The organism is uncultured Roseobacter sp. (assembly GCF_947499265.1).
Lineage (GTDB): Bacteria > Pseudomonadota > Alphaproteobacteria > Rhodobacterales > Rhodobacteraceae > Roseobacter.
Genome location: NZ_CANMNK010000001.1, coordinates 433,227 through 459,067, shown reverse-complemented (window position 1 = coordinate 459,067; position 25,841 = coordinate 433,227). Strand labels below are relative to the sequence as shown.

Sequence of the window (25,841 nt, the reverse complement as noted above, 5' to 3'; positions counted from 1 at the left end):
GCCTCATGAAAGTCATTCTTGTATCTGCCGTTGCATTGATCGATGTAGACGGTCGCGTATTGTTGGCGCAAAGACCGGCGGGCAAATCAATGGCCGGTCTCTGGGAATTTCCGGGCGGCAAGGTTGAGCCCGGCGAAACACCCGAGGTCGCGCTGATCCGCGAACTGGAAGAAGAACTTGGCATCAATACCTGGGAATCCTGTCTGGCACCGCTGACCTTCGCGAGCCACAGTTACGACGATTTCCATTTGCTCATGCCGCTTTTTGCCTGTCGAAAATGGGAGGGCACGCCGGTCTCACGTGAAAATCAAACGCTGAAATGGGTGCGTCCGCAGGCCTTGAAAGACTACCCCATGCCCGCTGCAGATATCCCATTAATTCCAGTTTTACGGGATTGGTTGTGACCGACTCATGGTAAAGGCGAGGCCATCTGCGGAAATTCGCCTATCAGGCGAATAGGCAAATTTTGTTTATGGTAATTTAACCATTCTAAGGTAACGATTTGTTAGTCATGATCCTGGGGAGGAAAGGGCATGTTACGGACAATCACTTTGGGAAGCGCCGTTTCGATACAAGGCATTTACGTTCGAGCATTACCAGACGGACGCATTGTTGTGAAAGTTGACGATACGAGCTATGTGGGCGCACCGGTCACCAAGGCCGCCTGAATACGCGCGACCCGAAAAAAAGGGACAGCTGAGGGCTGTCCCTTTTTCTGTTTCAGAGGTGCATCCGCTTAGCTGAGCGTCCGCGTAATCTCTTCACGCTCGAAGATTTCGATCACGTCATCGGCGCGGATGTCGTCATAATTCTCGAATGCCATACCGCATTCCTGACCGGACTGAACTTCCGCCACTTCATCCTTGAAGCGCTTCAGCGTTTTCAGCGTCCCTTCGTGGATCACCACGTTGTCACGCAGCAGCCGTACGCCAGCGGATCTTCTTGCGACGCCTTCGGTGACCAGACAACCGGCAACCTTGCCGACGCCCGTGACCTTGAAGACTTCCTTGATGGTCGCATAGCCGATGAAGTTCTCGCGAATTTCCGCGCTGAGCAGCCCGGAGGCCGCCGCTTTCACGTCATCCACAAGATCGTAGATCACCGAATAATAGCGGATCTCGACGCTCTTCTGATTGGCCGTATTCCGCGCGGAGGCATTTGCCCGCACGTTAAAGCCCATGATCGGCGCGCCGGAGGCTTCGGCCAGACCCACGTCTGTTTCCGTGATCGCACCCACGCCCGAATGCAACACGCGCACGCGCACTTCATCGTTGCCGATCTTCTCCATCGCCTGAACGATGGCTTCGGCAGACCCTTGCACGTCCGCTTTCACAAGAATGGGCAGCTCGCTGACATTCTCATCTGCCTTGGCATTGGCCATCAGCTGTTCAAGCGTCGTTGCGGCACCCGCGGCTGCGCGTTTGTCTTTCGCAGCATTCTCACGATAGGCGGCAATCTCGCGGGCCTGCGCTTCGGTCGATGTCACGTTCAGAACATCACCCGCTTCGGGCGTTCCGTTCAGACCCAGAACCTCAACCGGCACCGAGGGGCCCGCTTCCTTCACGCGATTGCCCTGATCGTCGATCAGCGCCCGGACCTTACCGTACTGCTCACCCACAACGAAGATATCGCCCTGGTGCAGCGTGCCGTTCTGAATGAGAACGGTTGCAACCGGTCCACGACCCACATCAAGCTGCGCTTCGATCACCGCACCCTGTGCGGCACGATCCGGGTTGGCCTTGAGTTCAAGGATTTCCGCCTGCAGCGCGATGGCTTCCAGCAGTTCATCCAGACCCTGACCGGTGATGGCAGACACTTCGACGTCCTGCACGTCGCCGGACATCTTTTCCACGATCACTTCGTGCTGCAACAAGTCCGTCCGGACCTTGTCCGGATCAGCCGCTGGGCGGTCGATCTTGTTGATCGCCACGATCATCGGCACTTCCGCCGCTTTCGCGTGGTTGATCGCCTCGATGGTCTGCGGCATCACCGCGTCATCCGCCGCGACAACCAGAACCACGATATCCGTGACCTGCGCACCGCGGGATCGCATCGAGGTGAACGCCGCGTGGCCAGGAGTGTCGAGGAAGCTTAGCACCTGACCGCCATCGGTTTTCACCTGATAGGCACCGATGTGCTGCGTGATGCCACCAGCCTCACCTGCGACAACCTTGGCATTGCGGATTGCATCCAGCAGCGATGTCTTACCGTGGTCAACGTGGCCCATGATGGTGATGACTGGTGGCCGCGATTTGAGGTCTTTGTCGTCGTCCTCAACCTCTTTGATCACATCCTCAACGTCAGCATCGGAAACACGCACCACCTTGTGGCCGAATTCTTCGATGATCAGCTCGGCGGTATCCGCGTCAATGGTTTGGTTCTGCGTGACCATCATGCCGTTGTTCATCAGCGCCTTGACGACCTCGCCCACACGCTCCGCCATCCGGTTCGCCAGCTCAGAAACGACAATCGCTTCCGGCAACTGCACATCACGCACAACCTTTTCGCGCTCGACCGAACCGCCCATTGCTTTCTGACGCGCCCGCTCCTGCTTGCGCTTCATCGCCGCCATGGACCGCTGACGCCCGCCTTCGCCGCCCGAAAGCGCCTGGTTCAGGGTCAGCTTGCCGGAACGACGGTTGTCTTCGCCGCCCTTGCCGCCACGCTTGTTGTTGTCGCGGTCGCGGTCCTGCTGTTTTCGCGGGGCGGCTTCCGGCGCCTTGGTGCTCGTCGGGCGGGCAACAACGGGTTCTTCCGCCGGGGCGGCTGCAGCTTTTGCCGCGGCCTCCGCCTCTTCCTTGCGCCGCGCGTCCTCTTCGGCCTTCGCCTTCAGACTTTCCTCGCGTTCGCGCTCGACGCGCTCTTTCTCTTCAATCTCGGCCCGGCGGCGCTCCCGCTCTTCGGCGCGCGCCTTCTCTTCGGCTTCGCGCGCGGCCGCTTCTTCGACCTCACGTGCTTTCGCGGCCTGAACCGCTTTCAGCCTACGTTCCATCTCCGCATCGGAAATGCCCGCGGGACGTCTCGAAGGATCACCTGCCGTGGCCACACCTGATCCGGACTTACCCGCACCCGGTTTTGGCACCACAACGCGCTTGCGTTTGGTCTCCACCACGACGTTTTTGGTCCGTCCGTGGCTAAAGCTTTGCTTTACGTTGCCCGGACGCGCGCCACCGCCACGCAGACCCAATGTTTTCTTGCCGTCAGTATCGCTCATGAAGCTCGTCTATCCTTTCGAGTGGCCGCTGCCACCCTCCTTTACGCGCACGCCTTTAAGTCGGTTGGCTTCCTCTACAACACGTTGCGTGAGTCCACCAGAGGCGAGCGCCCCATGTATCACAGTTTGACGCCCAAATGCCAAACCCAATTCATCCGCTGTCAAACAGCCAATGTACGACCCATAGTGGGGCGTACTCAGTTTTGATTTTCCCCGGCCTGACCCGTCTAATGCCTGAATCAGAACCTCGGCTTCTTCAATCTGAAGCCAGTTTTTTACCTTTTCATATCCGGCAACCGCCTTACCCGACTTGCGCTGAAGCGAAATCAGCTCCACCACGCGCCGCACCAGTTGCCGCTCAACCTCTGCCACCAAATCATCCGGCACCGTGACCGGCTGTTTTGCGCCACGGGCAAACAGGCGCTTTTTCAAGGCCGTTTCCAACGCGACGCAGTCTGCTGCCACATAAATTCCGCGTCCCGGCAGTTTTCCCAGAACATCCGGGACAATCTGCCCCTCCGGGCCAGCAACAAAACGGATCAGCCCAAATTTTGGCTGCACCTCGCCCGTGGCAATGCACTTGCGTTCGGGACCGTCTGCGCGGTCTTTGGGAGCGCCACCGCGACCCATCAGGAGACCCCGAGGCCTGAAATCAGACCTCGGCTTCCTCCGTTTCTTCAGCGTCCAGCTCTTCTTCGGCATCCGCCTCAAGATCCGCAGGATCGACCCAGCCCAGCATCACCCGCGCGGTCATGATCATGGTCTGCGCTTCTTCCAGTGACACGTCGAAGGGTTCCAGAACGCCATCGTCCTTGGTGCGCTCGCCATCGGTTGTGGTCCAGCCCCCGGCCAGTTCCCAATCCGCGCAGGTTGCGAAGTCTTCCAATGTCTTCACATCATCCTTGGCCAGCGCCTCAATCATTTGGGGTGTCAGACCCTCAAATTCAACCAGGCTGTCCTCAACACCCAGGGCACGGGCATTTTCAAGGGCCGCTTTGTTCTGCGCCTCAATCACATCGCGGGCACGGGCCTGCAATTCGTTGGCGGTGTCTTCGTCCACGCCATCGATGACCAACAGCTCGTCAATCTCGACATAGGCAACCTCTTCGAGGTTGGAGAATCCTTCGGACACCAACAGCTGGGCAAAGAATTCATCGAGATCGAGGTTGTCGACAAAGAGCTTGGTGCGCAGTTCGAACTCGGCCTGACGGCGCGCGCTTTCCTGCTCCTCGGTCATGATGTCGATGTCGAGGCCCGTCAACTGTGACGCCAGACGCACGTTCTGACCACGACGGCCAATGGCGAGGCTTAGCTGCTCTTCGGGCACGACAACTTCGATCTTTCCGGCTTCTTCGTCGAGAACCACCTTGCTGACCTCTGCAGGCTGCAAAGCGTTCACAAGGAAGGTCGGCTGATCTTCGTTCCACGGGATGATGTCGATTTTCTCACCCTGCAGCTCGTTCACAACCGCCTGCACGCGAGAGCCACGCATCCCGACGCAAGCCCCCACAGGGTCAATCGAGTTGTCATAGGAAATCACGGCAATCTTCGCGCGGCTTCCGGGATCGCGGGCAACCGCCTTTATCTCGATGATGCCGTCATAAATTTCAGGCACTTCCATCTTGAAAAGCTCGGCCATGAATTCCGGCGCGGTGCGGCTGAGGAAAATCTGCGGCCCACGCTGCTCACGGCGCACATCCTTGATGTAGACGCGGATCCGGTCGTTCGGGCGGTAGCTTTCACGGCCGATTTTCTCATTGCGGCGCAGGATCGCCTCACCGGCGCCCACATCGACGATGACGTTGCCATATTCTTCGCGCTTGACCAGACCATTGATGATCGTGCCGGCGCGATCCTTGAACTCTTCGAACTGACGGTCCCGCTCAGCTTCGCGGACCTTTTGCAGGATGACCTGCTTGGCCGATTGCGCGGCGATCCGGCCCATTTCCACAGGCGGGACTTCCTCGACAAAGGTGTCACCGATCTTGGGGTCATCCAGATATTGCTTGGCCTGTTCCACGGTGAACTCGGCCTGGTAGTTTTCCAGCTCTTCATCTTCGACCACGGTGCGCACGCGGGTAAACGTGGCGCGGCCTGTCTTGCGGTCGATGGCCACACGAATGTCCATCTCTGCGCCGTAGCGGGACTTCGCCGCACGGGCGAGCGATTCTTCCATCGCCTCAACCACCAGATTGGGGTCGATCATCTTTTCGCGGGCCACAGCCTCAGCGGTTTGCAACAGCTCAAGCTGGTTTGCAGATGTAATTGCCATTTATGGGTCTCCCTCAGCGGAAATATCCGTGTCTACCTCATCGGAAATTTCGTCAAACTTCGTTTCGTCAATTGCACCGCTCGCCTTGCGCTGGCGCAGCATTTCCTTGATCAGATCATCCGTCAGCACCAGCTTGGCGTCGCTGAGCCAGTCGAACTTCAGGCCAATCGTGCCTTCCGCGACATTGATCAGAACTTCGTCATCCTCAATCCCTGCCAGTTCCCCTTTGAATCGGCGGCGGCCGTCAATCATCTCGCCTGTTTCAATCTTGGCCTCATAGCCCTCGAACATCTCGAAATCCTTGAGCCGCGTCAGGGGACGGTCGATCCCGGGGCTGGAAACCTCCAGCGTGTATTCGTCCAGAATGGGGTCTTCGACATCCAGGATAGCACTTACCGCCTGGCTGATCTCGGCACAATCATCAACCTCGATGCCGCCCTCGGGCTTATCCGCCATGATCTGCAGGATTGTCGATTTGCCAGACATCAGGCGCACACGCACCAGTTCAAACCCCATATCCTCGATCACCGGGGTGATGATCTCGGCCATGCGGCGGTCAATGGCAGCTTTTGCAATCAGATCGTTGGTCATCAGGCTTTCAGGCACAAAAAAACGGGCGCGCGGCCCGTATCGTGTTTCGGTGGTGCGTTTGGTGTGGACCCGAACGCGCCGCTGTTATCGCAGGATATACGCATGGCGGACTGAGTCTGCAACCCCCGATCGCGTTACGTGATCCACCACCGTTCCGCGGCCCGCAGATTGTCCAGCGGCCAGCGCGTGCCAATGCTCTGCGGCAGGGCGATTTCGTTGCGGACGGCACAGGTCATGAAGTGCTCTTCGGGCAGCAGGGTGATCTCTTTCAAAACCCCCAGGTCCGCCGAATGGGTCAGATCGACCGCATCGACAAAATGATCCCGCAACGCTTCGGCACGAACGGTGTCTGCGGGCAGCGATACCAGCTCGACACTGTCGAACCAGCCCGCCTGACCATCCTTGTAATGCCCATCGACGCGGTGACCGACAAATTGCCGACCGGGCAGAAACCGATGCGTCCGGTAGAGGCCGGTCCCAATGCCATGTGCCATGGCGTCCTCGATGTTGTCGCCGGGGTAGATGACCATCTGCGGCCCGCTGAGCCGATAGGGGAAATCCGCATCCGCATCAGACAGGGTGATTTTCAGCCGATGGGTGCCCGGTGTCTCGATGCGGTCAATGTCCGACAGGATGGTTTCGGCGTGCAGCGCGAAGGAGGCCACCACATCGTCGGCGGTGAACGTTTTGCCGTTGTGAAAAATCACATCCTTGCGCAGGCGGAACTCCCAGACGCGCGCATCCGCACTGCCTTGCCACTGCGTCGCAAGCTCGCCGCGCAGAGTACCGTCTGCGGCAACCTCGGTGAGGGTCTCAAAGGCCGCGCCCACTGTTGCGACCTGCATGAACAGTCCCTGTTGGTCACGGGTATCAAAGCGGTCGCTGCGCAAGGCGCCGGACAAGGCCATGCGCAACCTGCCGCCTTGTTGCGGTGCGGTCTGCGCCGAAAGCCCGGTGGCGGCCAGCAAGGCCGCGGCAGCACCGGAGGCAAAAAGCGCCCGTCTGTCGATATGGGGCCGCCGTGCGCTCATCTGCCGCCGATCCGATCCATGGTGCGCACCAGTTCCGCGCTGATGCCCGGCTCCGACAGGGCGTGCCCGGCGTTGCGCACCATCTTCAGCTCACAATGATCCCAAGCCTCCGCCAGCGCATAGGCGCTGTCGGGCGGGCAGATCATATCATAGCGACCCTGCACAATCACGCCGGGGATATGGGCGATCCGCCCCACATGCGCGAGAATCTGACCATCGAAATCCAGGAAACCCGCGTTTGAGAAATAATGATTTTCCAGCCGTGCGAAGGCCCGCGCATATTCTCCGGGACTTTCACCGGTTGAACCGGAGGAATGAATCGAGGCCAGCGCGTTTTCCCAGGCTGACCACGCCTTGGCAAACCGCGTCTCCAGCGCAATGTCACCCGAGAACAACCGGCGCCGATAGGCTTCGATCAGGTCACCCTGTTCGTCTTCAGGGATCAACGCCGTAAACCGCGCCCAGACCTCGGGCCAGAACCGACCGGCACCGCCACCGTAAAACCAGTCAAGCTCGCGCTGGGTCATCAGGAACACACCGCGCAACACAATGTGGCGCACGTGATCGGGATGCGATTGCGCATAAATCAACGCCAGCGTCGCCCCCCAACTGCCGCCAAAGACGATCCAATGCTCGATGTCCATTTCGCGGCGGATTGTTTCGATATCCGCTACAAGATGCCATGTCGTATTGTGCGTCACGCTGGCATGAGGCCGGGACCTGCCGCAGCCGCGCTGATCAAAAAGAATCACCCGATAGACTTCGGGATCGAAATACCGCCGCATCGCCGGGCTGCATCCCCCGCCCGGGCCCCCGTGCAGCACGATCACCGGAATGCCGTTTGGGTTACCGCATTGCTCCACATAGACCTTGTGACCCTGGCCCACGTCGAGCATTCGCTGATCGAAAGGATCGATCGGCGGGTACAGATATTGTACTGCGCGCTTTTGGTCCGAGAATTTGTCCATTACAGGCCTATATCATACGAATACGCACTTGAGCATATGGAGATGAGAATGCAAGCGCCTCAAACCACTGTTGACCCCTCGGAAATCGCGAAATTCGAGGCGATGGCTGCGGAATGGTGGGACGAGAACGGTAAATTCAAGCCGTTGCACATGCTCAACCCCTGCCGGTTGGACTATATCACCACCCAGATCGCCGGAGAATTCGACCGAGACCTGAAAACCGCCAAGCCGTTTGCGGGCCTGCGCATCCTCGACATCGGCTGCGGCGGCGGGCTGTTGGCGGAACCCATGGCGCGGCTTGGTGCAGAAGTGGTGGGGGCCGATGCCGCCGAGCGCAATATTCCGGTCGCGCGCATCCATGCAGAGCAATCCGGACTGGACATCGATTACCGCCATACCACGGCGGAGGATATGGCCGAGGCGGGCGAACAATTCGATGTCGTACTGAATATGGAAGTGGTTGAACATGTGGCGTCGCCCATCGACTACCTGATCGCCTGCCGCAAACTGCTGAAACCCGGCGGGCTGCACATTTGCTCGACGCTCAACCGGAACCCGAAATCCTACATGATGGCGATCATCGGCGCGGAACATGTGATGCGCTGGCTGCCCAAAGGCACGCATGAATGGTCGAAATTCATCACCCCCGATGAGCTTTACGATCTGATGCAGGATGCGGGGCTCGATCCGGTGGATCGCAAAGGGTTTGTTTTCAACCCGCTGACCTGGTCCTGGCGTTTGTCGGATCGGGATCTGAGCGTGAACTACGTCACCGCGAGCCTGAAGCCTGCTTAGGGCTTTTCGCTCAAGCGCAAACGCAGCTCCCGGAGTATTGGCAGCGCCTCCCGCACCTTTTCATCGCCCAGCTTTTCCACCACCTGATTGATCACCGGCGTGATTGAGCCCACGGCCTGATCCCGTGCCTGCCGACCCGCCGGGCTGATCGCGACCATCTTGCGCCGTGCGTCATCCCAATCGGGGCGAATGTGTACGTATCCGGCCCATTCAAGCTTGCTCAGCGTGTTGGTCATCGCCCCGCGCGTGACGTGAAACGTCTCTGCCAATTGCGCGGGCGTGCGTTCCACCATGTTGCGCGCCAGGTGATTCAGAACCGAAAAATGCGAGATTTCCATGCCTTTGGGCAGGACACTACTCAGGCGCGCGCGCACCATTTGATCGGCGGCGAGCACTTCGCTGAAAAGCGCAATTGCCAGAGCATTTCTGTCTTCGTTCATCCCGGTCCATCAAAGGGGCGCGCATTCTCTAAGCTGGGCACACGGCTTCGCGCCTTGGCCACTTCTCCCATATCGAGGTCTGTCGTGTAAACGCCAGGCACCACACCTGCGTCCATTTGGACCTCTCCCCAGGGGGTCACCACCAGCGAATGCCCGTAAGTCCGCCGCGTTTTATGCGCAGCACTAGCATGCGTGCCGGTCTGTGCGGGCGCGAGCACGTAACAGCCCGTTTCAATGGCACGCGCCCGCAGCAAGGTGTGCCAATGCGCAGCCCCCGTAACCGGCGAAAACGCCGCAGGCACGGTCAGGATCTGCGCGTCGGCATTGGCGAGCGCTGCGTGCAGTTTCGGAAACCGCACATCATAGCAAACGGTCATGCCCACGGGCGCAAAAGAGGTCTGCGCCACCACTGCCTGCGTTCCGGGGCGGTATCCTTCGGATTCGCGCCAGGTCTCCTCCGGCGTCACGGAGACATCGAACATGTGGATTTTATCGTATCTTCCCGTGATCTCCCCCTGCGGCGAGATCATGAAGGAGCGGTTGGCAAAACGAGCGTCCGCATCGCCAGTTTTCAATCCCAACGACCCGATCAGCAGCCAGACACCCTGCGCCTGCGCTTCCGCACGCAAAGCGGCCAGCGTGATGTCATCCGCTTCGTGCTGCAGGACCTCATTCTGATGTTTGCGGCTGGTGGACACGCAATTGGTGACCTCCGGCGTCAGAATGAATTCAGCCCCCTCAGCCACTGCCTGACGAAAATAGCCCAGCGTCACCTCAAGGTTGGCCACCGGGTCATCTGATACGTTCAGCTGCAGCAGCGCCGTTTTCATCAGGCCGCCAGAAGGGCGTCAAGTTTGCCAGCGCGCTCCAGCGCATATAGATCGTCACAGCCACCGACATGGGTCTCACCCACAAAAATTTGTGGCACCGTGCGGCCACCACTGGCGCGTTGGATCATCTCGGGCTTGCGATCCGGGTTCGCCCAGACGTCCACTTCAGCGAATTTCACGCCTTTTTGTTTCAGCAGGCGTTTGGCTGCGTGACAGAACCCGCAAAGGGGTGATGTGTAAATTTCGACGTTCTGCATGTCTTCCGATCCTTGATCCACGCGGCGTTGGGACGGAACTTAGGCATCCTTGACCGCGCGCGCTAGGGTGACGACGTATACCGGACCTGAGCCTGCTGCAATGCAGGCATCCGCGGATGCCGCCAAGGTCGCCCCGGACGTGAGAACATCATCCACGATCAGAACCGGGCGCGCGACCAGACGGTGCCGACGGCGCGGATGGATGGAGATCGCGCCCTTCACCGAGGAAAACCGCACTTCTTTGGTCATGCCTTCCATGGGCTTGGTACGTTTCTGGCGCATCAACAAATCGGGACAAACGGGTAAACCGGTTTGTTTTGCAAGGGCTTGCGCCAATAACGCCGACTGATTGTAGCGGCGTTTCACCATCCGCGTCCAATGCAGGGGCACCGGCGCGATGATCATGTTGTCCTGCGGAATATCGGAGATGGCCTGCGCCATCCACTTGGCGGCAGGTGTAGCGATTTCTTGTCGGTCACCGTGTTTCAGGGCAAGCACCAGCCGCCGACCGTTGTTCTTGTAGATCAGGGCGGACCTGCCGCTTTTCCAGGGCCGCGGCGTCTTGATGCAGTCATCACATTTTAGTGTATCCGCCCTGTCGTCACCCGGCAGTGGCGCACCACAACAATCGCAGATCGATCCGCCGATAAACAACGTGTCGCGCCAGCAAGGCCCACACAGGCCAAAGTCGCTCATCACCTTGCCGCCACATCCCAGACACCGCGGCGGATAAATCAGCGAGACCGCTGTTTGAAAACTTAGTTCCGACACCCTATTCTCCCATTCATGACCACACCCGCTCCGCTGACCGATACCCATGCGCTTCACCTGCACCGCGCCCGCGCCTCCACCTTCTTTTTGCAGGAGGCCGCAGCGGACGAAATCCAGGATCGCCTGGGCATGGTTAACAGGTCGTTTACGAAACCCGCCATCGTGACACCTTTTCACCAGGTCTGGGCCGGGCGCATGTCGGATGCCCGGATTTGCCCCGATGCAGAAACGCTGGCCCTGTCGGAACAGGCGCATGATTTAGTGATCCATGCCATGGGCTTGCATTGGGCTAATGATCCCGTCGGGCAACTGATTCAATGTCGCCGCGCCCTGAAACCAGACGGGCTATTGATCGTCGCTTGCCTCGGGGGTCGGACGCTGGAGGAATTGCGCAGCTGCCTTGGACAGGCCGAAATCGCGGTATCGGGTGGGTTGTCCCCCCGCATCGCGCCCATGGGAGAGATTCGCGATCTGGGCGCTCTGCTGCAACGCGCGGGGCTCGCCTTACCTGTGGCGGATGGTCTCAGTTTGGACGTCGAATATCGCGACGCCTGGCATCTGATGCGTGATCTGCGCGCCATGGGTGAGGCCAACGCACTTGCCGCGCGGCAGCGTACCAACGGGTCCCGACAACTCTTTGAAGAGACCACACGTCTTTATAGAGACCACTTTTCAACGCAGGATGGGCGCGTCAGAGCGACCTTCGAGATGGTTTTCCTGACGGGCTGGGCGCCGGACGAGAGCCAGCAAAAACCCCTGCGGCCCGGATCCGCAAAACAGCGGCTCGCCGACGCACTCGCCGTTCCTGAAACCCCTTTGCCCGATTGACGCCCGCGCAAAACCGTCTATCTCAGGCTCAAACTGCTTCACAAGGATCAATATATGCTGGACAGCAGCGCCTCTGCGCCCGTGACGGTTCGCCCGGCTCATGCCAAGGACGATCACCCTGCGATTGCGACGCCAAAGGTGGGAATTTTGCTGGCCAATCTGGGAACGCCCGACAACTACGATTACTGGTCGATGCGGCGCTACCTGAACGAATTCCTCTCGGATCGCCGCGTGATCGATTACAGCCCCTGGATCTGGCAGCCGCTGCTGCAGTTGATCATCCTCAGCAAACGCCCGTTTTCCAGCGGTGCCGCCTATAAATCCATCTGGAACGAGGCCGAGGGTGAAAGCCCCCTGATGACCATCACCAAGGCGCAGGCCGCCAAGATCACGACCGAGATGCACAAGCGTCACGGCGATGAGGTCATGGTCGATTTCTGCATGCGGTATGGCAATCCATCGACGCGGTCAAAAGTTGCTGAAATGACCGCCGCAGGATGCCGTAAGATATTGTTTTTCCCACTTTATCCACACTACGCTGGGGCAACCTCGGCGACCGCAAATGATGAATTCTTCCGCGCGTTGACCTATGAGAAGTGGCAGCCGGTGACCCGAACCGTGGAGCCGTATTTTGATCGCCCGGACTATATCGAGGCGCTTGCGCAATCGATTGAGCGCGCATATGCGCGGATGGAAACCAAGCCCGACATTCTGGTCTGTTCCTATCACGGTGTGCCCATTCGCTATCTGATGGAAGGCGACCCCTATCATTGCCAATGCCAGAAGACGACGCGGCTGCTGAAGGAACGGCTTGGGTGGGAGGACACGGAAATCACCACCACGTTCCAATCCAAATTCGGTCCCGAAGAGTGGCTGCAGCCCTATACCGTCGAGGAGGTTGCGAGACTGGCGGAGGCCGGGAAAAAGAACATCGCTGTCTGTGCGCCTGCCTTTTCCGCCGACTGTATCGAAACGCTTGAAGAGATCAACGAAGAGATCAAGGAAAGCTTTGAAGAGGCGGGCGGCGAAAACTTCACCTACATCCCCTGCCTGAACGATGATGACACGCATATCCATGCGCTGTCGAATGTCATCGACGACAATCTCAAAGGCTGGATCGGCTAAGGCCCGTCACTGCCGATCCGGAACGTAAAAAGGCGGCGCAATACGCCGCCTTTTAGTGTCTTTGCATGAACGCAGCTAATTAGCTGAGTGCTGCAGCAGCAATGATCAGAAGAAGGATTGGCAGCAGCACGCCTGCGGACGAGCTTTCTGCTTCTTCAACAATAACTGGTGCTTCAACAACTGGCTCGGCAAGCGAACCTGCGTAAGCTGTCGATGCGGCGGCTGTCAGAGCAGCTGCGAGAACGAGTTTTTTCATATCATAACCTCCAGAAACGGCGTGCCACGCAAAGCGATAGCACGCACCCAAGACTTACCTCGTAACTGATTGTAAAGCATCATACCTATGCCATTGCCAACCGGATTCGGAATTCAATTCTCAGATGAATTGTGATGTCGTCAAATAAGCAACACTTGTGTTCCGACCTTCGAAAGCGCGAAGAGTTCGGAAATATGCTCGTTGTACAGACCGATGCATCCATTGGACGATTGGCGCCCGATTTTGCGCGTATCGTGGGTGCCGTGGATGCGATAATAGGTCCAGCTCAGATAGAGCGCATGCGTCCCCATCGGGTTGTCCGGGCCGGGCCCGATGAATTCTGGCCACTCCGGATTTCGCTTGAGCATTGAGGGTGTCGGGCGCCAGCTTGGGCCCTCGACCTTGCGGATCACTTTTGTCCGGCCACGGCGCGTCAGGTCTTCGGTCAGCGGCACGCTGGAGGGGTATAGCTTGTAAAAGCTTTCGTCCTCGGCCCAATAGTGCAGCGCACGGCTGTCGATATCGACCAGAATGGCGCCATTGTTCAGATTGGAAAAATAGGGCTGCCAGTCCAGCGTCCGGAAGCTGGAAATGTTACGGCGCACCACTTCCGTCAAATCGCGCTCCACTTGCGTGGTTGCGGATGAGTTGACCGATGCCGCGTCTTGCGCGATCGCTGGTGTGGCAAGCATGGCAGCGCTGCCCGCTAAAAAGGAACGGCGGCTGGGTAATTGGAAACGTTTGTCAGACATCAGATGCCTCCATAAGTACAGGCTGGTAGGGAATTTCACGCATTTTATTGCGCGAAAGTCGCAGTCGCAAATCAAACACTTGTCATATGGCACTCAGTCGCTGATGTGCGTTTGAATTACAACGCATTGCAATATATTCGGTAAAGTAACGCTTAAGGAGTGCAAAATGATCCGTTTGTTTTCGATTTTTCTGGTAATGGGCCTGGCTTTGGCCGCTTGCGGGTCTTCGGGGTCGTTCAACGATGGATCAGCCAACATCTATCGAATCGGTAGGAGCGATACCGGAAAGATACAGTTCCGCATGCTGGATGCGGTCAATGCGCTGCGCAGCGCCTCCGGGCAGGCACCGCTGGAGCTGAACCCGCAACTGAACGCTGCCGCCGCAACCCATTCGCGCGACATGTCGATCCAGAATCGCCCCTGGCATTTCGGATCTGACGGCTCATCGCCCATTGATCGGGCACAACGCGTTGGGTATCAGGGCACGCTGGTCGGCGAAAACATCTCCGAAACCTACGAGTCCGAATTGGAAACACTGGCCGCCTGGATGGAACAGCCCGACACCCGCCGTGTTGTGTTGTCGCCCGATGCAACGCAGATGGGGTTTGCCTGGTTTCAGGAGACCAATGGCAAGATCTGGTGGACCATGGTCACCGGCAGCACCGGTTTGAGTGCTGGTGCCGGCGCAGTCTAGATTTCAGGGGTTCAGAGCGATCAGGGTATCGTTTGGAACCATCGCGTAAATCTCTTCCATCTCATCGTTGGAGACGGCGATACAGCCCCATGTCCAATCCTTCTTGTCCGCTCTGAACGGGTTCTTTTGACCGTGGATAAAGATGTCACCACCAGCGGATTTGCCCATCGCCTTGGCCGCCGCCACATCGTTCACATTGGGGTATGAAATGCCCAATGAAAGATGGAACTGCGAATTTGGGTTGCGGCGGTCGATCCGGTAGACCCCTTCCGGCGTGCGCCCGTCTCCTTCGATCTGCTTGTGGCCGATGGGCGCAAACCCCAGATTGATATCATAGCTTTTCAGCAACGATACATGATGCAACAGATGCATGCGCCGCTGGCCCTTGTTCACCACGACAAAGGTCACATCTGGACCGTCATATCGACGAAATTTCGAACTGCCTGAACAACCGGCCAACGCCACGGCGGCGGCGGTTGATAAAATCAAATCTCTGCGACGCATTTTCTGCTGTCCCGTATGTCTTTTCGACGTTCTGCTCTTTTTTGCACAGGTACCATGGATGAAAGGTTAATCAACCTCACAACTTTGTCAGGAACGCGTTTTTTCCTCCAGATGTTTCTCAATTGCGATCAGGCGCGTCAGAACCTCATCCCGGTAGGCATCGGTAACCGCACCCGCCTCTTCCTGATGCGCATCCTGCATCGAATTCACGATCAAACCGACCAGCAGGTTCACCACCGCGAAGGTCGTGATCATGATGAAGGGCACAAAGAATACCCAGGCGTAGGGATACACCTCCATCACCGGGCGCACGATGCCCATGGACCAGCTTTCCAGCGTCATGATCTGGAACAAGGTATATCCGCTGAGCGGCAGGGAGCCGAACCACTCCGGAAAACTGGCAGCAAAGAGCTTGGTGGCGATGACCGCACCGATGTAGAAAATGATCGCCATCAACAGAAAGACGCTGGCCATGCCGGGCAGCGCGGTCACGAAGCCTTCGACCACGCGGCGCAGACGCGGCGCCACTGAGATGACTCGCAGCACCCGCAAGATCCGCAGCGCCCGCAACACGGACATGGTTTGCGATCCCGGCACGAGGGCCGCCCCGACAATGGCGAGATCAAATAAGTTCCAGCCGCTGCGGAAAAACTTCGTCCCGCGCGCGAAGATCTTCAGCAGAATTTCAGCAACGAAGAACCCAAGGCATGCGGTGTCCAGCGCAACGATGATGCCACCGGCCCGCGCCATCATCTCGGGCGAGGTTTCCATGCCGAGCAGGATCGCGTTGAACACGATCACCCCCATCACCAGGTTGATCACCCATGGCTGGTCCAGCCAGACATCCAGTTTTTGGCGCAAACTCATCTGCGTCTCCTCGTAAGCTATCCGCGCATATGGGATGCGGTGAAGCTGGCGGCAAGCTCCACATGCGCGGACCAGCGGAATTGATCCACAACCTGTACCCAATCAAGAGTAAAGCCTGCGTTTACCAAGGTTTGCGCATCCCGCGCAAATGTCACCGGATTGCACGAAACATAGGCAATGCGCGGGATCTTGGACCGCGCCAGTTCGGCAATCTGCGCCTCGGCCCCGGCGCGCGGCGGATCCAGCACCACGGCCTGCGCCTTGCGCATCTCATCCGGCATCAGCGGTCGGCGAAAGAGGTCCCGCGCTTCTGTCGTGACGGTTTTTAACCCCTGCGCCATCCGCCAGCCCTGATCCAGCGCCGCGACCATCTCTGCATCACCCTCCACCGCATGCACTTCTGCACGCCGGGCCAGCGGCAGCGAAAACGTCCCGCAACCGGCAAAGAGATCGATCACCTGACGCGCCTCTTGCACGATCTCTTGCACCGCCTGGGTGAGGGCTGCTTCACCATGCGCCGTTGCCTGCAGGAATGCGCCCGGCGGTGGCGTAACCTGGGCACCGTCCAGCATGTGCACGGGCGGTGATTGCATGGCCACAACTTCTGCGTCCCAGGACAGTCGCGCAAGGCCAAACTGATCGCAGACCGCCGCCAGTTGTTGCCGCAAAGGACCGTCCAACGGTTTGCCATGGGTGACGGCGACGTCCAGACCGGTTTTGGTCGTGGTCACCAGGACGGACAAGGCGGTTTTGCGACTCGCCCCGATCACGGCCAGCGCTTCGGCGACAGGAACCCCCGCGAGCACCAACGGGTCCAGCAGCTGGCAGTCGGGAATCGCGATGATGGTGTCTGACGCGCGCCCGTGAAATCCGACCATCGCGCCCTTCTTGGTGCGGCGCGCGGCAAATCCCGCCCGTCTGCGAGACTGTGGCGGTGAGGTTTGGATCGGCCTGAAAACCGTCTCTACCCCTTGCGCTTCCAGCACTTTGCGCACCACCTCCACTTTCCACGCGGCAACAAATGCATCATCCGCGTGCTGCAACTGGCAACCGCCACAGGATTTGAAATGGCGACACGGGGCGGCAACGCGGCGGTCCGAGGGCTGGATGATCTTTGGATCGCGCAGCACTGTGCCGTCGATTGTCCCCTCCACCACTTCCCCGGGCAGGGTCAGCGGCACGTAGATCGGACCATCGGCAACACCGTCCCCCTGAAGGCCGAGGCGCTTGATTGTAATCTCTGTCATGGCGCTTGGCTTACGGCAGGACGCGCCCGCGCAAAAGCCCCTATTCCGCGGCCTGTGTGCGGATGAACCCGCCTGATTGCCGCTCCCAATACTGTGCGTAGCGGCCACCCTCGGCGAGCAGCGCATCGTGGCTGCCGCTCTCAACGATGCGGCCTGCGTCCATCACAATGATCCGGTCCATCTCCGTCAGCGTCGACAAGCGGTGCGCAATGGCCAGAACGGTTTTACCCTCCATGACCCGCTCAAGTGCTGCCTGAATCGACGCCTCCACCTCGCTGTCGAGCGCGCTTGTCGCCTCATCCAGCACCAGAACCGGCGCATCCTTCAGAATCGCGCGGGCCAGGGCAATCCGCTGCCGCTGCCCGCCGGACAGCTTGACCCCCCGCTCCCCCAGATGCGCGTCATAGCCCGTGCGCCCTCTATGATCGACCAGCTCCTGAATGAACTCATGCGCCTCTGCCTTTTTCGCCGCGGCGATCACGTCGTCAGGTGTGGCATCGGGGCGGCCATACATGATATTGTCCAAAGCCGACCGATTGAACATCGCCGTTTCCTGCGTGACCATGCCGATGTTGCGCCGCAGGCTTTCCTGCGTGACGGCGGTGATGTCCTGTCCGTCGATCTCAACCACGCCTTCTTCGGCGTCATAGAGCCGCAACAGCAGGGCGACGAGGGTCGATTTGCCAACGCCGGACGCCCCGACGATGCCCAGCTTTTCGCCCGGATGAATGGTCAGGTTAATCCCCTGCACGCCGCCCTTGTCCCGCCCGTAGGCAAAGCCAAGATCGCGCAGCACGATCTCTCCCTCTGGCACGTTTAGACCCCTCGCATCCGTGTCATCCTCCACCCGGTTGCGCGGCGTGAGCGTGCGGATGCCGTCTTCGATCTCGCCGATGTTCGAATAGATCGCCATCAGCGTAAAACTGACCCAACCGGTCATCTGCGCAATACGGATCGCCACCGCCCCTGCCGCGACAATATCGCCCTGAGACGCCTGCCCGGCCTGCCAGAGCACAATCGTTCCACCAAGCAACAGCACCGGCAGCAGCCCGGCCAGCGTCATCAGTGCAAAGCGAAACCCCGCCGCCAGATAGCCAAATTCCAGCGCCCGCGCCCGAAAGGTCTGCATCGCGCCCAGTGCCGCGCGGTCTTCGTGATCGGCATGGGCAAAGAGCTTGACCGTCTTGATATTGGTGATCGTATCGACAACCTGCCCCGACACCATGGCGCGCGCAGCGGCCCGCCCGGCAGATCGTTGGCGGACACGCGGTAAAAACCAGTTGATCATCACGAAGTAGAAGACCAGCCAGACCGCAAAACCCAGCGCGACCCGCCAATCGATGGCCAGCAGCAGCAAAACCGAGCCGACCAGCGAGGCCAGCGCAAAGGCCACGACGTTGATCACCTCCACCACCACATCCGTAACGGCGCGGGCCGCCTGCATCTGTTTTTGCGCAATCCGGCCTGCGAAATCGTCGTCAAAGAACCCGACCGTCTGGCCCAGCGTCCAGCGGTGCAGACGTGACAGCACCAGCGGGTTCACATTGGGCCCGACGATGATTGAATTTGCCGAGGCCGAGAGGCCAAAGAGCACAGGGCGTGCGACCAGAAAGAAGCCCACGGCAGCGACGATCAGACCAATATTGCCGCCGTCAAAAAACGCCTCCGGCCCCGCATTTGACGTGGCATCGATGACCAGCCCGAGGATAAGCGCCGTGCCCGCCTCCATCGCGCCGGCAGCGGCGGAGAAAAACGCAGCCAGCCAGAGCGCGGGCCAGGAGCCTGACAGGCACCAGCGCATGAAAGCGCCAAGTGTTTGCGGCGGCGGACCTTCGGCGGCACGAAACGCATCAATCAAGTCTCCTATCCTCACGAAGCCTCCTCAATTGTCAGGAATCCGCCCGACTGCCGGGCCCAGAATTCTGCATATAGCCCGCCGCGTGCCAAAAGCGCGTCATGGCTGCCATCTTCGACAATCCGCCCCTGGTCGAGCACCAGGATGCGGTCCATCTGCGCAATCGTGGACAGCCGGTGGGCAATGGCGATCACGGTCTTACCCTCCATCATGCCGTAAAGCGTATCCTGAATGGCGGCCTCCACCTCGCTGTCGAGCGCGCTGGTGGCCTCGTCCAGCAGCAGGATCGGCGCATCCTTGAGGATCACCCGCGCCAATGTCACCCGCTGACGTTGACCGCCAGAGAGTTTCACGCCCCGCTCGCCAACCTGCGCGTCATAGCCCCGGCGCCCCTCCGGATCTTCGAGATCCAGGATGAACTCATGCGCCTGCGCCTGTTTTGCGGCCGCGATGACCGCCTCTTCTGTGGCACCAACGCGGCCATAACGGATGTTGTCACGCACCGACCTGTGCAGCAGCGAACTGTCCTGCTGCACCATGCCGATGGCCAGACGCAGACTGTCCTGCGTGACATGCGTGATGTCCTGCCCGTCAATCAGGATCTGACCGGTTTCGGGATCGTAGAACCGCAAGAGCAGCTTCACAAGCGTGGATTTCCCCGCACCGGACCGCCCCACAAGGCCGATTTTCTCACCCCGGCGGATGGTGAGATCGATCCGGTCCAGACCCCCGGACCCGCGGCCATAGTGATGCGACAATTCTTTGATCTCGATCGTGCCATCGCTGAGCTTCAGGGGTGTCGCGGTCTTTGCATCGGTCAGGGTGATCGGCTGCGCAATCGTCTCCATCCCTTCGGCCACAACGCCCAATTCGCGGAAAAACGTGGTCAGCGCCCACATGATCCAGCCCGTCATGGCGTTCAGCCGCAGGGTCAGTGCTGTGGCCGCCGCAACGACGCCCACACTGGCCGCGCCCTGGCTCCAGAGCAGGATCGCCCAGCCCACAACACCGATGATCAGCAGACCGTTCAGCATCACCAACGTGACGTCCATCACGGTGAAAATCCGCATTTCCCTCTGGAAGGTCTTGCGCGTTTCCTCGATGGCTTCCTTGGCGTATTCCAGCTCCTGCTCATGATGGGCAAACATCTTGACCGAATGGATATTCGTATAAGCATCGACAACACGGCCGGTCACCAGCGACCGCGCGTTCGAGGCCGCCTGCGAGGCCGGACCGACCCGCTTTACCGTCCAGCGCAACAACAGCATATAAAGCACGAACCACCCCGCCAGCGGCAACAGCAACCGGGGGTCAGAGGAGGACAGCAAAATCGCCGCTCCCAACAGATAGGCCAACGAAAAGGAGATCGCATCAAAGACCTGGAACACGACCTCACCCGCTGCCGGAGGGGTCTGCATGATCCGATTGGCCACCCGTCCGGCGAAGTCATTTTCAAACCAGCCGACCGACTGTCGTAACACCTGTCGGTGGGCCCGCCACCGGATTAATGTGCCGAAATTCGGCAAGATGGTGTTGTTCAGAATCGCCACATCCAGCGCCTGCAGCAAGGGCCGCACCAGCAGGATAAAGAGGGCTGCGAGGGCCAATTCGAGCCCATAAGTGCTCCAGAATGCTGCGGGGTCCCCTTCCAGAAGATCAACGACGCGACCCATGTAGTAGATCAGACCAACCTCGATGCCAGCCACAATGACGGACATCAGCCCGGCCCAGAAGAAGACCTTTTTGAAGGGCTGCGAATACTCCCACAGGAACGGCCAAAGCCGTTGCGGCGGATTATCCGATTCCACATAAGGGGTGTAGGGATCAACAAGACGTTCAAAATAGCGGAACATGACAGGAGGCCTTAAGTCAGAATACACGAAATGATCAGGCACTGCGCTGCAGGGCCGAGATGAGATTGGTTATGACGGCCTCAGCCGAACCAGATCCCGCGATACATTTCGTATTCCTCCTTGTTCATGCAGATTGTTTACAAAACGGCACCCGTTTTGTCGACCACTTCATTTCAGTGTCATCAATTCTTCACGTGTCAGCCGGAAATCCGAGGCGATCCATCGCCGCTCCAGCAGGGCCAAGCGGGTGCCCAGCGCCTTGCCTTTGAAAGCAGGCATCAGGTCCTTTGCACGCACGGGAAACTGCTCCTGAGATGCAGATCGCAGGGGGTCAAGGGCAGCGGGCTCAAGCATCCGATTGGCCATAGCCGCCCGTAGAATAAGCACGCCAAATGCGATCTCCGTGCCCTGCCGATAGGCGATTTCCGGCATCGGCATGGCATTGCCGATTTCATCCCGCAGGGCATCGAGAACCTTGGTGTCCTTACCACTCAACCGCAATCGATCAGACACGTCCTGACCGCCCAGCGCCGCCAGCCTGTACCGCCAGTTTGGGGTGAGGCTCAGTGCCGCTTCCAGATGAATGACCGGGCCGAGAAAAGTGATGTCGCTGCCAGGTAAAACGCGTGGCAAGGCCCCCGCCTGCTGCATCGCTGCAACCGCAGGTGTAGGATCGGGCGCCGTCAGCAACCGGCGCATTTCTGCCCCCACACGTTCGGCAGATAGCGTTTCCAACCCGGCTGTGTTCCGGGCAATGGCATCCAAGGCATCTGCGTCGAAGCCCTGCGTAGGATCGGCATACCATGCGTGAAACCGAAAAAACCGCAGGGCGCGCAGGTAGTCTTCCTTGATCCGTGCATCGGCGTTTTCAATGAAGCGGATGCGGCGCGCCAGACAGTCCTCGATGCCCTGCCCAAGCGGATCGACAACCTCCCCCTCCGGCGTCGCGTAAAGCGCGTTCAACGTGAAATCGCGACGCGAGGCATCTTCTAAGATATCGTCGGAAAACGCGACAACGGCCCGGCGACCATCGGTTTCGACATCCCGGCGAAAGGTGGTGATCTCAAATCCGTTACCCTCTGACACCACGGTGACGGTGCCGTGGTCGATCCCCGTTGGCACAACTTTCAAGCCCTTGGCTTTGGCCAGGCGCGTAACCTCATCCGGTGTGGCATTTGTCGCCATATCGACGTCCGAGCCATGCAGATCCAGCAGCGCATCGCGTACACAGCCGCCGACAAAATAGATCTCGGCGCCCTCCGCGCGGATCGCCCGGCAGACAGATTGGACAGCGGGGTCCGTCAGCCAGGGGGTCTGCGGCGGGATTACTGTGAGATCTGGTCTGTCCATGCCCGCAACATACGCGCAGTTGCGCCCCAGATGTAATAGGGGCCGTAGGGCACGGCAAAGTAGGAGCGTCTGGTGCCGCGCCAGCGTCGCGATTCAACCACGTAGTTCTCTACCCGTAGAACATGGCTCAACGGTACGGAAAATACCTCGGCCACTTCGCCCTGCTCCGGCCTGATCGCGAAATCTTCGTTAACGAAACCAATGACGGGCGTCACGATGAACCCGGTGACCGTTTCATGGGCGGGCAACGTGCCCAATACATCGACCGTGTGAGACGGCAGCCCGATCTCCTCACGGGCTTCCCTGAGCGCCGCGGCGACGACATCCGTATCCGTGTCATCCTGTTTGCCACCGGGAAAAGCGATCTGGCCAGGGTGGTGTTTCAGCGCCGACGACCTTTTGGTGAGCAGCAGATGCAGGTCGTCGTTTTTACGAACAATCGGCGCCAAAACACCTGCCGGCCGCAGTTTGCGACCGGCAGGCAGGACCGTTTCCGGATTGAGGTCAAAATCGGACGACGGACGCCCCGGGCGCCCCAATGCCGCGCGCAGGATATCCAGTTCAGGCGTCATTGCCACCCTGTTCAGCCTCAAACCCGACCGAAGCCGGATCAAGGTCATAATGCGCCCCGCAAAACTGGCAATCTGCTGTGACGCGACCCGCATCGGTGGTCATCTTTTCAATGTCTCGCGCCGAATAGATTGACAGGCTCTGACGCACACGGTCCTCGGAGCAGGTGCACCCGAACTGGACGGATTGCGCATCATAAACGCGAGGCTGTTCCTCGTGAAACAGGCGCAGCAACAGATCGTTCGGCGCCAGCTTTGGCCCGATCAGTTCCAGCTCCTCAACCGTGTCCAACAGGATGTTCACACGGTTCCAGTTTTCCGCCTCATCGCCTTGGACCAGATCCGCCGCAGAAAGCGTTTCGCCGGACCCATCGCCTTCGGCCACGAAAGGAGACGCCTTGGGCATGTGCTGCAGCATCACGCCCCCGGCGCGCCAATGCTCGGCGACACCCGGCTCAGTAGACGTCCCGAAGCTGAGCGAAAACCGCGTTGGCAGCTGTTCGGACTGCGCAAAATAGGTTTCGGCGCAGGCGGCAAGCGACGTGCCCTCCAGCGGTGTGATCCCCTGATAGGGCGTCATGCCCTTGCCCTGATCGATCATGATCGCGAAATACCCTTCGCCAATCTGATCAAAGGCGGGCGCATCGGTCAAACGATCCGCATCATAGCTTGCGTAGGCTCTGATATGCGCGGGATCCCCTGCCTTTTCGGGCCCGTAATAATCCGTGGCAATCATGCGCACCGCACCCTTTGACTGAACCTGCAATTGCAGCTTCCAGCGCAGCTTGATGGTCTGCCCGATCAGCGCCGTCAACAATGCCATCTCCGCCACCAGCGCTTCGACCTGCGGCGGGTAATCATGTTGCTTCAGGATGCCATTCAACGCACCGTCCAGCCGTGCAACGCGGCCGCGAATGTCGCTGGCATCAAGTTGAAAGGGCAGGACCGTATCGTCCCACGCGATCTGGTGTCCGAGTGTCATGGGGTTTCCTTATCGCCAAGGGGTTGGCATACCGGCCCCATATAAACGTCTTGTGAGCGATGAAAAGAGGGGCAGCCAGAATGATGATGCGCGTCGGCCATGCGCCAGTTGCAGATCAGAAGTATGTCCTGCGTCCCGGAGCATATGCAATTTTGCCGGTGTCCGGGGGTGTCTTGTTGACCGCACAGATCGCAGAAGAGGTGGACATTCAGCTGCCCGGCGGCGGCATCGATCCAGGCGAAAGCCCGATCCGGGCGCTGCATCGCGAAGTCCTGGAAGAGACCGGTTGGCGCATTGGCAATCCGCGCAGGCTTGGCGCTTTTCGGCGGTTTGTCTATATGCCCGAATACGGCATTCTCGCTGAAAAAGTGTGCCACATCTTCGTGGCGCGCCCGATCTACGAATTGGGTCCGCCGTCCGAACCCGATCACGAATCTCTGGTGCTGTCTGCCGATGACGCGGTTGACCTTCTAGGCAATGACGGGGACCGGATGTTTGTGAAGCGTTATTTCTTCTGATCCATTCCAGTATATTCAAACAGCAGACCCGACACATCGTCGGGGAACTCGGACAGGCCGGAGATTTCAGTCAGCGACCACATCAGCGATTCGAACAAGGCCGGCCCCGCCACATCGTGCAGTTTTGCCAAAATCTCTTCCAGACCATCTTCACCAATGAAATTGCCCTCGGTAGAGGGGCATTCGGTCACCCCATCCGATAGAATCAATAAGCGGTCCCCGGGATAGAGTTGCATTTCGAATTGAGAGAACGTGACACCGGACATCAGGCCCACCGGGAACCCGCCAGATCCATCCTGCTCCAACGCACCCGATTTGCGTTGAATCACCGGATGCGGGTGGCCCGCCTGGCCGATCACCACCTTGCCGGTCCTGAGGTCGATATCCGCCAGCATCAGCGTGAAGTAATGCTCCGTCTCCATCTCGTCGAGAACCAGCTCATTCAGCGTTTCGATGGCCTCTTCGGGCGGTCGCGATTGAAAACTGCCATCGGGCAATTTCTCCAATGCGATGTTCTGATCCAGCGCACTTGCAGACAGATACCCCGCCAGCCGCGCCGTCATCAGCGCCGAGCTGATGCCATGACCAGATACATCGATTGAATAGAGCCCCAGGTGCCCTTCTGCGGCGGGATAAAACCCCACCAGATCGCCACCCACATGGCCGCTGGACCGCAAGAATAGCGATAAATCACCGCCATCAAAGGACTTGAACCGTTCCGGCACCAAAGACTGCTGCAACTGCTTTGCTTCGATCAAATCGCTGTCGAGCGAATCGTAGAGGCGCTGCAGCTCATCCAGCGTTTCGGTGATCACGGTATTCTTGAGCGTCAATTCACGCTGCATCTCCAGGATACGTTCCCCGGCGGTCATGCGTGCCCGGAGCTCATGCCCATCAACCGGCTTGGTCAGAAAATCATCCGCACCCGCATCCAGACCTTCGGCAACTTCGTTCTTTTCGCTCTTGGAGGTCAGCAGGATGAAATAGCTGTAAGCGTCGCCCGACATCTCGCGAAAGGCTTTGCAGAACTCAATGCCCGACATGCCCGGCATCATCCAATCGCTCAAAACCAGCTCGGGGGCATGATCCGCGCAAACTTCCATCGCGGCTTCGCCGGAATCTGCCTCGATAACCTCATAGCCCCAACGCTTGAGCGAGCTGGACAGGATCTTGCGCTGCAGCCGACTGTCATCGACAACCAGCACAAGCTTCGGCCGATCCGACGTATCGGTCTCCTCTGTGCCATCCTGAAGTGTTGGGTTTCCAGTCATC

General features: G+C 59.1%; 27 protein-coding genes. 6 read left to right on the top strand and 21 right to left on the bottom strand.

Features of this window, described 5'->3' with window-relative positions; translation table 11 throughout:
• Positions 1-5: 5 nt before the first annotated feature.
• Positions 6-404, top strand: a complete 399-nt coding sequence (locus tag Q1A63_RS02265; RefSeq protein WP_298968897.1) for a (deoxy)nucleoside triphosphate pyrophosphohydrolase — start codon at positions 6-8, stop codon at positions 402-404.
• 332 nt (positions 405-736) lie between these two features.
• Here Q1A63_RS02265 and infB read toward each other — a convergent pair whose 3' ends face one another.
• From infB to pip, 6 genes are all read right to left on the bottom strand, one after another.
• Entirely contained in the window at positions 737-3,214 is a 2,478-nt protein-coding gene (infB, locus tag Q1A63_RS02260) for a translation initiation factor IF-2 (protein ID WP_298968896.1), read from the bottom strand.
• Between the two features lie 9 nt (positions 3,215-3,223).
• On the bottom strand, positions 3,224-3,844 hold the full coding sequence (locus tag Q1A63_RS02255; RefSeq protein WP_298969574.1) for an RNA-binding protein: 621 nt from the start codon (positions 3,842-3,844) through the stop codon (positions 3,224-3,226).
• A 22-nt stretch (positions 3,845-3,866) separates the two neighbouring features.
• Positions 3,867-5,486 (bottom strand): transcription termination factor NusA, encoded by a 1,620-nt coding sequence (gene nusA / locus Q1A63_RS02250; RefSeq protein ID WP_298968894.1) that lies wholly within the window; start codon positions 5,484-5,486, stop codon positions 3,867-3,869.
• Positions 5,487-6,077 (bottom strand): ribosome maturation factor RimP, encoded by a 591-nt coding sequence (gene rimP / locus Q1A63_RS02245; protein ID WP_298968892.1) that lies wholly within the window; start codon positions 6,075-6,077, stop codon positions 5,487-5,489.
• Between the two features lie 134 nt (positions 6,078-6,211).
• The gene (locus tag Q1A63_RS02240) at positions 6,212-7,108 is read right to left on the bottom strand and encodes an ABC transporter substrate-binding protein (protein ID WP_298968890.1); all 897 of its coding nucleotides are present in this window, start codon (positions 7,106-7,108) and stop codon (positions 6,212-6,214) included.
• Positions 7,105-8,076: a prolyl aminopeptidase gene (gene pip / locus Q1A63_RS02235; protein ID WP_298968888.1), complete on the bottom strand. Its 972-nt coding sequence runs from the start codon at positions 8,074-8,076 to the stop codon at positions 7,105-7,107. Before pip ends, Q1A63_RS02240 begins: the two co-directional genes overlap by 4 nt.
• Positions 8,077-8,124: 48 nt before the next feature.
• Here pip and ubiG point away from each other — a divergent pair, with 48 nt between their 5' ends.
• Positions 8,125-8,871: a bifunctional 2-polyprenyl-6-hydroxyphenol methylase/3-demethylubiquinol 3-O-methyltransferase UbiG gene (ubiG, locus tag Q1A63_RS02230; protein WP_298968887.1), complete on the top strand. Its 747-nt coding sequence runs from the start codon at positions 8,125-8,127 to the stop codon at positions 8,869-8,871.
• On the opposite strand, the gene Q1A63_RS02225 is transcribed toward ubiG, so the two are convergent.
• From Q1A63_RS02225 to Q1A63_RS02210, 4 genes are read right to left on the bottom strand one after another with little or no spacing between them, the layout of a single operon-like run.
• Complete coding sequence (locus Q1A63_RS02225; protein ID WP_298968885.1) at positions 8,868-9,311, bottom strand: MarR family winged helix-turn-helix transcriptional regulator; 444 nt, start codon at positions 9,309-9,311, stop codon at positions 8,868-8,870. The genes ubiG and Q1A63_RS02225 overlap by 4 nt on opposite strands.
• The gene (locus Q1A63_RS02220) at positions 9,308-10,141 is read right to left on the bottom strand and encodes a carbon-nitrogen hydrolase family protein (protein ID WP_298968883.1); all 834 of its coding nucleotides are present in this window, start codon (positions 10,139-10,141) and stop codon (positions 9,308-9,310) included. The genes Q1A63_RS02225 and Q1A63_RS02220 overlap by 4 nt, the downstream gene beginning before the upstream one ends.
• Entirely contained in the window at positions 10,141-10,398 is a 258-nt protein-coding gene (grxC, locus tag Q1A63_RS02215) for a glutaredoxin 3 (protein ID WP_298968881.1), read from the bottom strand. Before grxC ends, Q1A63_RS02220 begins: the two co-directional genes overlap by 1 nt.
• A gap of 39 nt (positions 10,399-10,437) precedes the next feature.
• Entirely contained in the window at positions 10,438-11,169 is a 732-nt protein-coding gene (locus tag Q1A63_RS02210) for a ComF family protein (RefSeq protein WP_298968879.1), read from the bottom strand.
• Positions 11,170-11,184: 15 nt separating this feature from the next.
• On the opposite strand from Q1A63_RS02210, the gene Q1A63_RS02205 reads away from it, so the two are divergent.
• On the top strand, positions 11,185-11,997 hold the full coding sequence (locus Q1A63_RS02205) for a methyltransferase domain-containing protein (protein WP_298968877.1): 813 nt from the start codon (positions 11,185-11,187) through the stop codon (positions 11,995-11,997).
• Positions 11,998-12,051: 54 nt separating this feature from the next.
• Positions 12,052-13,122, top strand: a complete 1,071-nt coding sequence (gene hemH / locus Q1A63_RS02200; protein ID WP_298968875.1) for a ferrochelatase — start codon at positions 12,052-12,054, stop codon at positions 13,120-13,122.
• A 79-nt stretch (positions 13,123-13,201) separates the two neighbouring features.
• Here the strand turns inward: hemH and Q1A63_RS02195 are convergent, their stop codons facing one another.
• A complete protein-coding gene (locus Q1A63_RS02195) occupies positions 13,202-13,378 on the bottom strand; it encodes a hypothetical protein (protein ID WP_298968874.1) in 177 nt (58 codons plus the stop codon).
• Positions 13,379-13,518: 140 nt separating this feature from the next.
• Entirely contained in the window at positions 13,519-14,130 is a 612-nt protein-coding gene (locus Q1A63_RS02190) for a L,D-transpeptidase (protein ID WP_298968873.1), read from the bottom strand.
• Positions 14,131-14,296: 166 nt separating this feature from the next.
• Between Q1A63_RS02190 and Q1A63_RS02185 the strand changes: the two genes are divergently transcribed.
• Positions 14,297-14,824 (top strand): CAP domain-containing protein, encoded by a 528-nt coding sequence (locus Q1A63_RS02185; RefSeq protein WP_298968871.1) that lies wholly within the window; start codon positions 14,297-14,299, stop codon positions 14,822-14,824.
• 3 nt (positions 14,825-14,827) lie between these two features.
• On the opposite strand, the gene Q1A63_RS02180 is transcribed toward Q1A63_RS02185, so the two are convergent.
• The 8 genes from Q1A63_RS02180 to Q1A63_RS02145 form a co-directional block, all read right to left on the bottom strand.
• Complete coding sequence (locus Q1A63_RS02180) at positions 14,828-15,328, bottom strand: L,D-transpeptidase family protein (RefSeq protein WP_298968870.1); 501 nt, start codon at positions 15,326-15,328, stop codon at positions 14,828-14,830.
• Positions 15,329-15,415: 87 nt separating this feature from the next.
• Positions 15,416-16,195, bottom strand: a complete 780-nt coding sequence (locus tag Q1A63_RS02175) for an ion transporter (protein ID WP_298968868.1) — start codon at positions 16,193-16,195, stop codon at positions 15,416-15,418.
• 17 nt (positions 16,196-16,212) lie between these two features.
• The gene (locus Q1A63_RS02170) at positions 16,213-17,442 is read right to left on the bottom strand and encodes an RsmD family RNA methyltransferase (RefSeq protein WP_298968866.1); all 1,230 of its coding nucleotides are present in this window, start codon (positions 17,440-17,442) and stop codon (positions 16,213-16,215) included.
• 40 nt (positions 17,443-17,482) lie between these two features.
• Positions 17,483-19,315: an ABC transporter ATP-binding protein gene (locus Q1A63_RS02165; protein ID WP_298968864.1), complete on the bottom strand. Its 1,833-nt coding sequence runs from the start codon at positions 19,313-19,315 to the stop codon at positions 17,483-17,485.
• Entirely contained in the window at positions 19,312-21,150 is a 1,839-nt protein-coding gene (locus tag Q1A63_RS02160; protein ID WP_298968862.1) for an ABC transporter ATP-binding protein, read from the bottom strand. Before Q1A63_RS02160 ends, Q1A63_RS02165 begins: the two co-directional genes overlap by 4 nt.
• 168 nt (positions 21,151-21,318) lie before the next feature.
• On the bottom strand, positions 21,319-22,500 hold the full coding sequence (locus Q1A63_RS02155; protein ID WP_298968860.1) for a CCA tRNA nucleotidyltransferase: 1,182 nt from the start codon (positions 22,498-22,500) through the stop codon (positions 21,319-21,321).
• Positions 22,476-23,072 (bottom strand): CoA pyrophosphatase, encoded by a 597-nt coding sequence (locus tag Q1A63_RS02150; RefSeq protein WP_298968859.1) that lies wholly within the window; start codon positions 23,070-23,072, stop codon positions 22,476-22,478. Before Q1A63_RS02150 ends, Q1A63_RS02155 begins: the two co-directional genes overlap by 25 nt.
• The gene (locus Q1A63_RS02145; protein ID WP_298968857.1) at positions 23,062-24,051 is read right to left on the bottom strand and encodes an Hsp33 family molecular chaperone HslO; all 990 of its coding nucleotides are present in this window, start codon (positions 24,049-24,051) and stop codon (positions 23,062-23,064) included. Before Q1A63_RS02145 ends, Q1A63_RS02150 begins: the two co-directional genes overlap by 11 nt.
• A gap of 80 nt (positions 24,052-24,131) precedes the next feature.
• Between Q1A63_RS02145 and Q1A63_RS02140 the strand changes: the two genes are divergently transcribed.
• On the top strand, positions 24,132-24,569 hold the full coding sequence (locus Q1A63_RS02140) for an NUDIX hydrolase (RefSeq protein WP_298968855.1): 438 nt from the start codon (positions 24,132-24,134) through the stop codon (positions 24,567-24,569).
• On the opposite strand, the gene Q1A63_RS02135 is transcribed toward Q1A63_RS02140, so the two are convergent.
• Entirely contained in the window at positions 24,557-25,840 is a 1,284-nt protein-coding gene (locus Q1A63_RS02135; protein WP_298968853.1) for a SpoIIE family protein phosphatase, read from the bottom strand. The genes Q1A63_RS02140 and Q1A63_RS02135 overlap by 13 nt on opposite strands.
• Position 25,841: the final 1 nt, after the last annotated feature.

Excerpts from the sequence above, each read along its gene's own strand:
- Q1A63_RS02265 (WP_298968897.1), top strand. The coding sequence starts at position 6 with ATGAAAGTCATTCTTGTATCTGCCGTTGCATTGATCGATGTAGACGGT.
- infB (WP_298968896.1), bottom strand. The coding sequence starts at position 3,214 with ATGAGCGATACTGACGGCAAGAAAACATTGGGTCTGCGTGGCGGTGGC.
- Q1A63_RS02255 (WP_298969574.1), bottom strand. The coding sequence starts at position 3,844 with ATGGGTCGCGGTGGCGCTCCCAAAGACCGCGCAGACGGTCCCGAACGC.
- nusA (WP_298968894.1), bottom strand. The coding sequence starts at position 5,486 with ATGGCAATTACATCTGCAAACCAGCTTGAGCTGTTGCAAACCGCTGAG.
- rimP (WP_298968892.1), bottom strand. The coding sequence starts at position 6,077 with ATGACCAACGATCTGATTGCAAAAGCTGCCATTGACCGCCGCATGGCC.
- Q1A63_RS02240 (WP_298968890.1), bottom strand. The coding sequence starts at position 7,108 with ATGAGCGCACGGCGGCCCCATATCGACAGACGGGCGCTTTTTGCCTCC.
- pip (WP_298968888.1), bottom strand. The coding sequence starts at position 8,076 with ATGGACAAATTCTCGGACCAAAAGCGCGCAGTACAATATCTGTACCCG.
- ubiG (WP_298968887.1), top strand. The coding sequence starts at position 8,125 with ATGCAAGCGCCTCAAACCACTGTTGACCCCTCGGAAATCGCGAAATTC.
- Q1A63_RS02225 (WP_298968885.1), bottom strand. The coding sequence starts at position 9,311 with ATGAACGAAGACAGAAATGCTCTGGCAATTGCGCTTTTCAGCGAAGTG.
- Q1A63_RS02220 (WP_298968883.1), bottom strand. The coding sequence starts at position 10,141 with ATGAAAACGGCGCTGCTGCAGCTGAACGTATCAGATGACCCGGTGGCC.
- grxC (WP_298968881.1), bottom strand. The coding sequence starts at position 10,398 with ATGCAGAACGTCGAAATTTACACATCACCCCTTTGCGGGTTCTGTCAC.
- Q1A63_RS02205 (WP_298968877.1), top strand. The coding sequence starts at position 11,185 with ATGACCACACCCGCTCCGCTGACCGATACCCATGCGCTTCACCTGCAC.
- hemH (WP_298968875.1), top strand. The coding sequence starts at position 12,052 with ATGCTGGACAGCAGCGCCTCTGCGCCCGTGACGGTTCGCCCGGCTCAT.
- Q1A63_RS02195 (WP_298968874.1), bottom strand. The coding sequence starts at position 13,378 with ATGAAAAAACTCGTTCTCGCAGCTGCTCTGACAGCCGCCGCATCGACA.
- Q1A63_RS02190 (WP_298968873.1), bottom strand. The coding sequence starts at position 14,130 with ATGTCTGACAAACGTTTCCAATTACCCAGCCGCCGTTCCTTTTTAGCG.
- Q1A63_RS02185 (WP_298968871.1), top strand. The coding sequence starts at position 14,297 with ATGATCCGTTTGTTTTCGATTTTTCTGGTAATGGGCCTGGCTTTGGCC.
- Q1A63_RS02180 (WP_298968870.1), bottom strand. The coding sequence starts at position 15,328 with ATGCGTCGCAGAGATTTGATTTTATCAACCGCCGCCGCCGTGGCGTTG.
- Q1A63_RS02175 (WP_298968868.1), bottom strand. The coding sequence starts at position 16,195 with ATGAGTTTGCGCCAAAAACTGGATGTCTGGCTGGACCAGCCATGGGTG.
- Q1A63_RS02170 (WP_298968866.1), bottom strand. The coding sequence starts at position 17,442 with ATGACAGAGATTACAATCAAGCGCCTCGGCCTTCAGGGGGACGGTGTT.
- Q1A63_RS02160 (WP_298968862.1), bottom strand. The coding sequence starts at position 21,150 with ATGTTCCGCTATTTTGAACGTCTTGTTGATCCCTACACCCCTTATGTG.
- Q1A63_RS02155 (WP_298968860.1), bottom strand. The coding sequence starts at position 22,500 with ATGGACAGACCAGATCTCACAGTAATCCCGCCGCAGACCCCCTGGCTG.
- Q1A63_RS02150 (WP_298968859.1), bottom strand. The coding sequence starts at position 23,072 with ATGACGCCTGAACTGGATATCCTGCGCGCGGCATTGGGGCGCCCGGGG.
- Q1A63_RS02145 (WP_298968857.1), bottom strand. The coding sequence starts at position 24,051 with ATGACACTCGGACACCAGATCGCGTGGGACGATACGGTCCTGCCCTTT.
- Q1A63_RS02140 (WP_298968855.1), top strand. The coding sequence starts at position 24,132 with ATGATGATGCGCGTCGGCCATGCGCCAGTTGCAGATCAGAAGTATGTC.
- Q1A63_RS02135 (WP_298968853.1), bottom strand. The coding sequence starts at position 25,840 with ATGACTGGAAACCCAACACTTCAGGATGGCACAGAGGAGACCGATACG.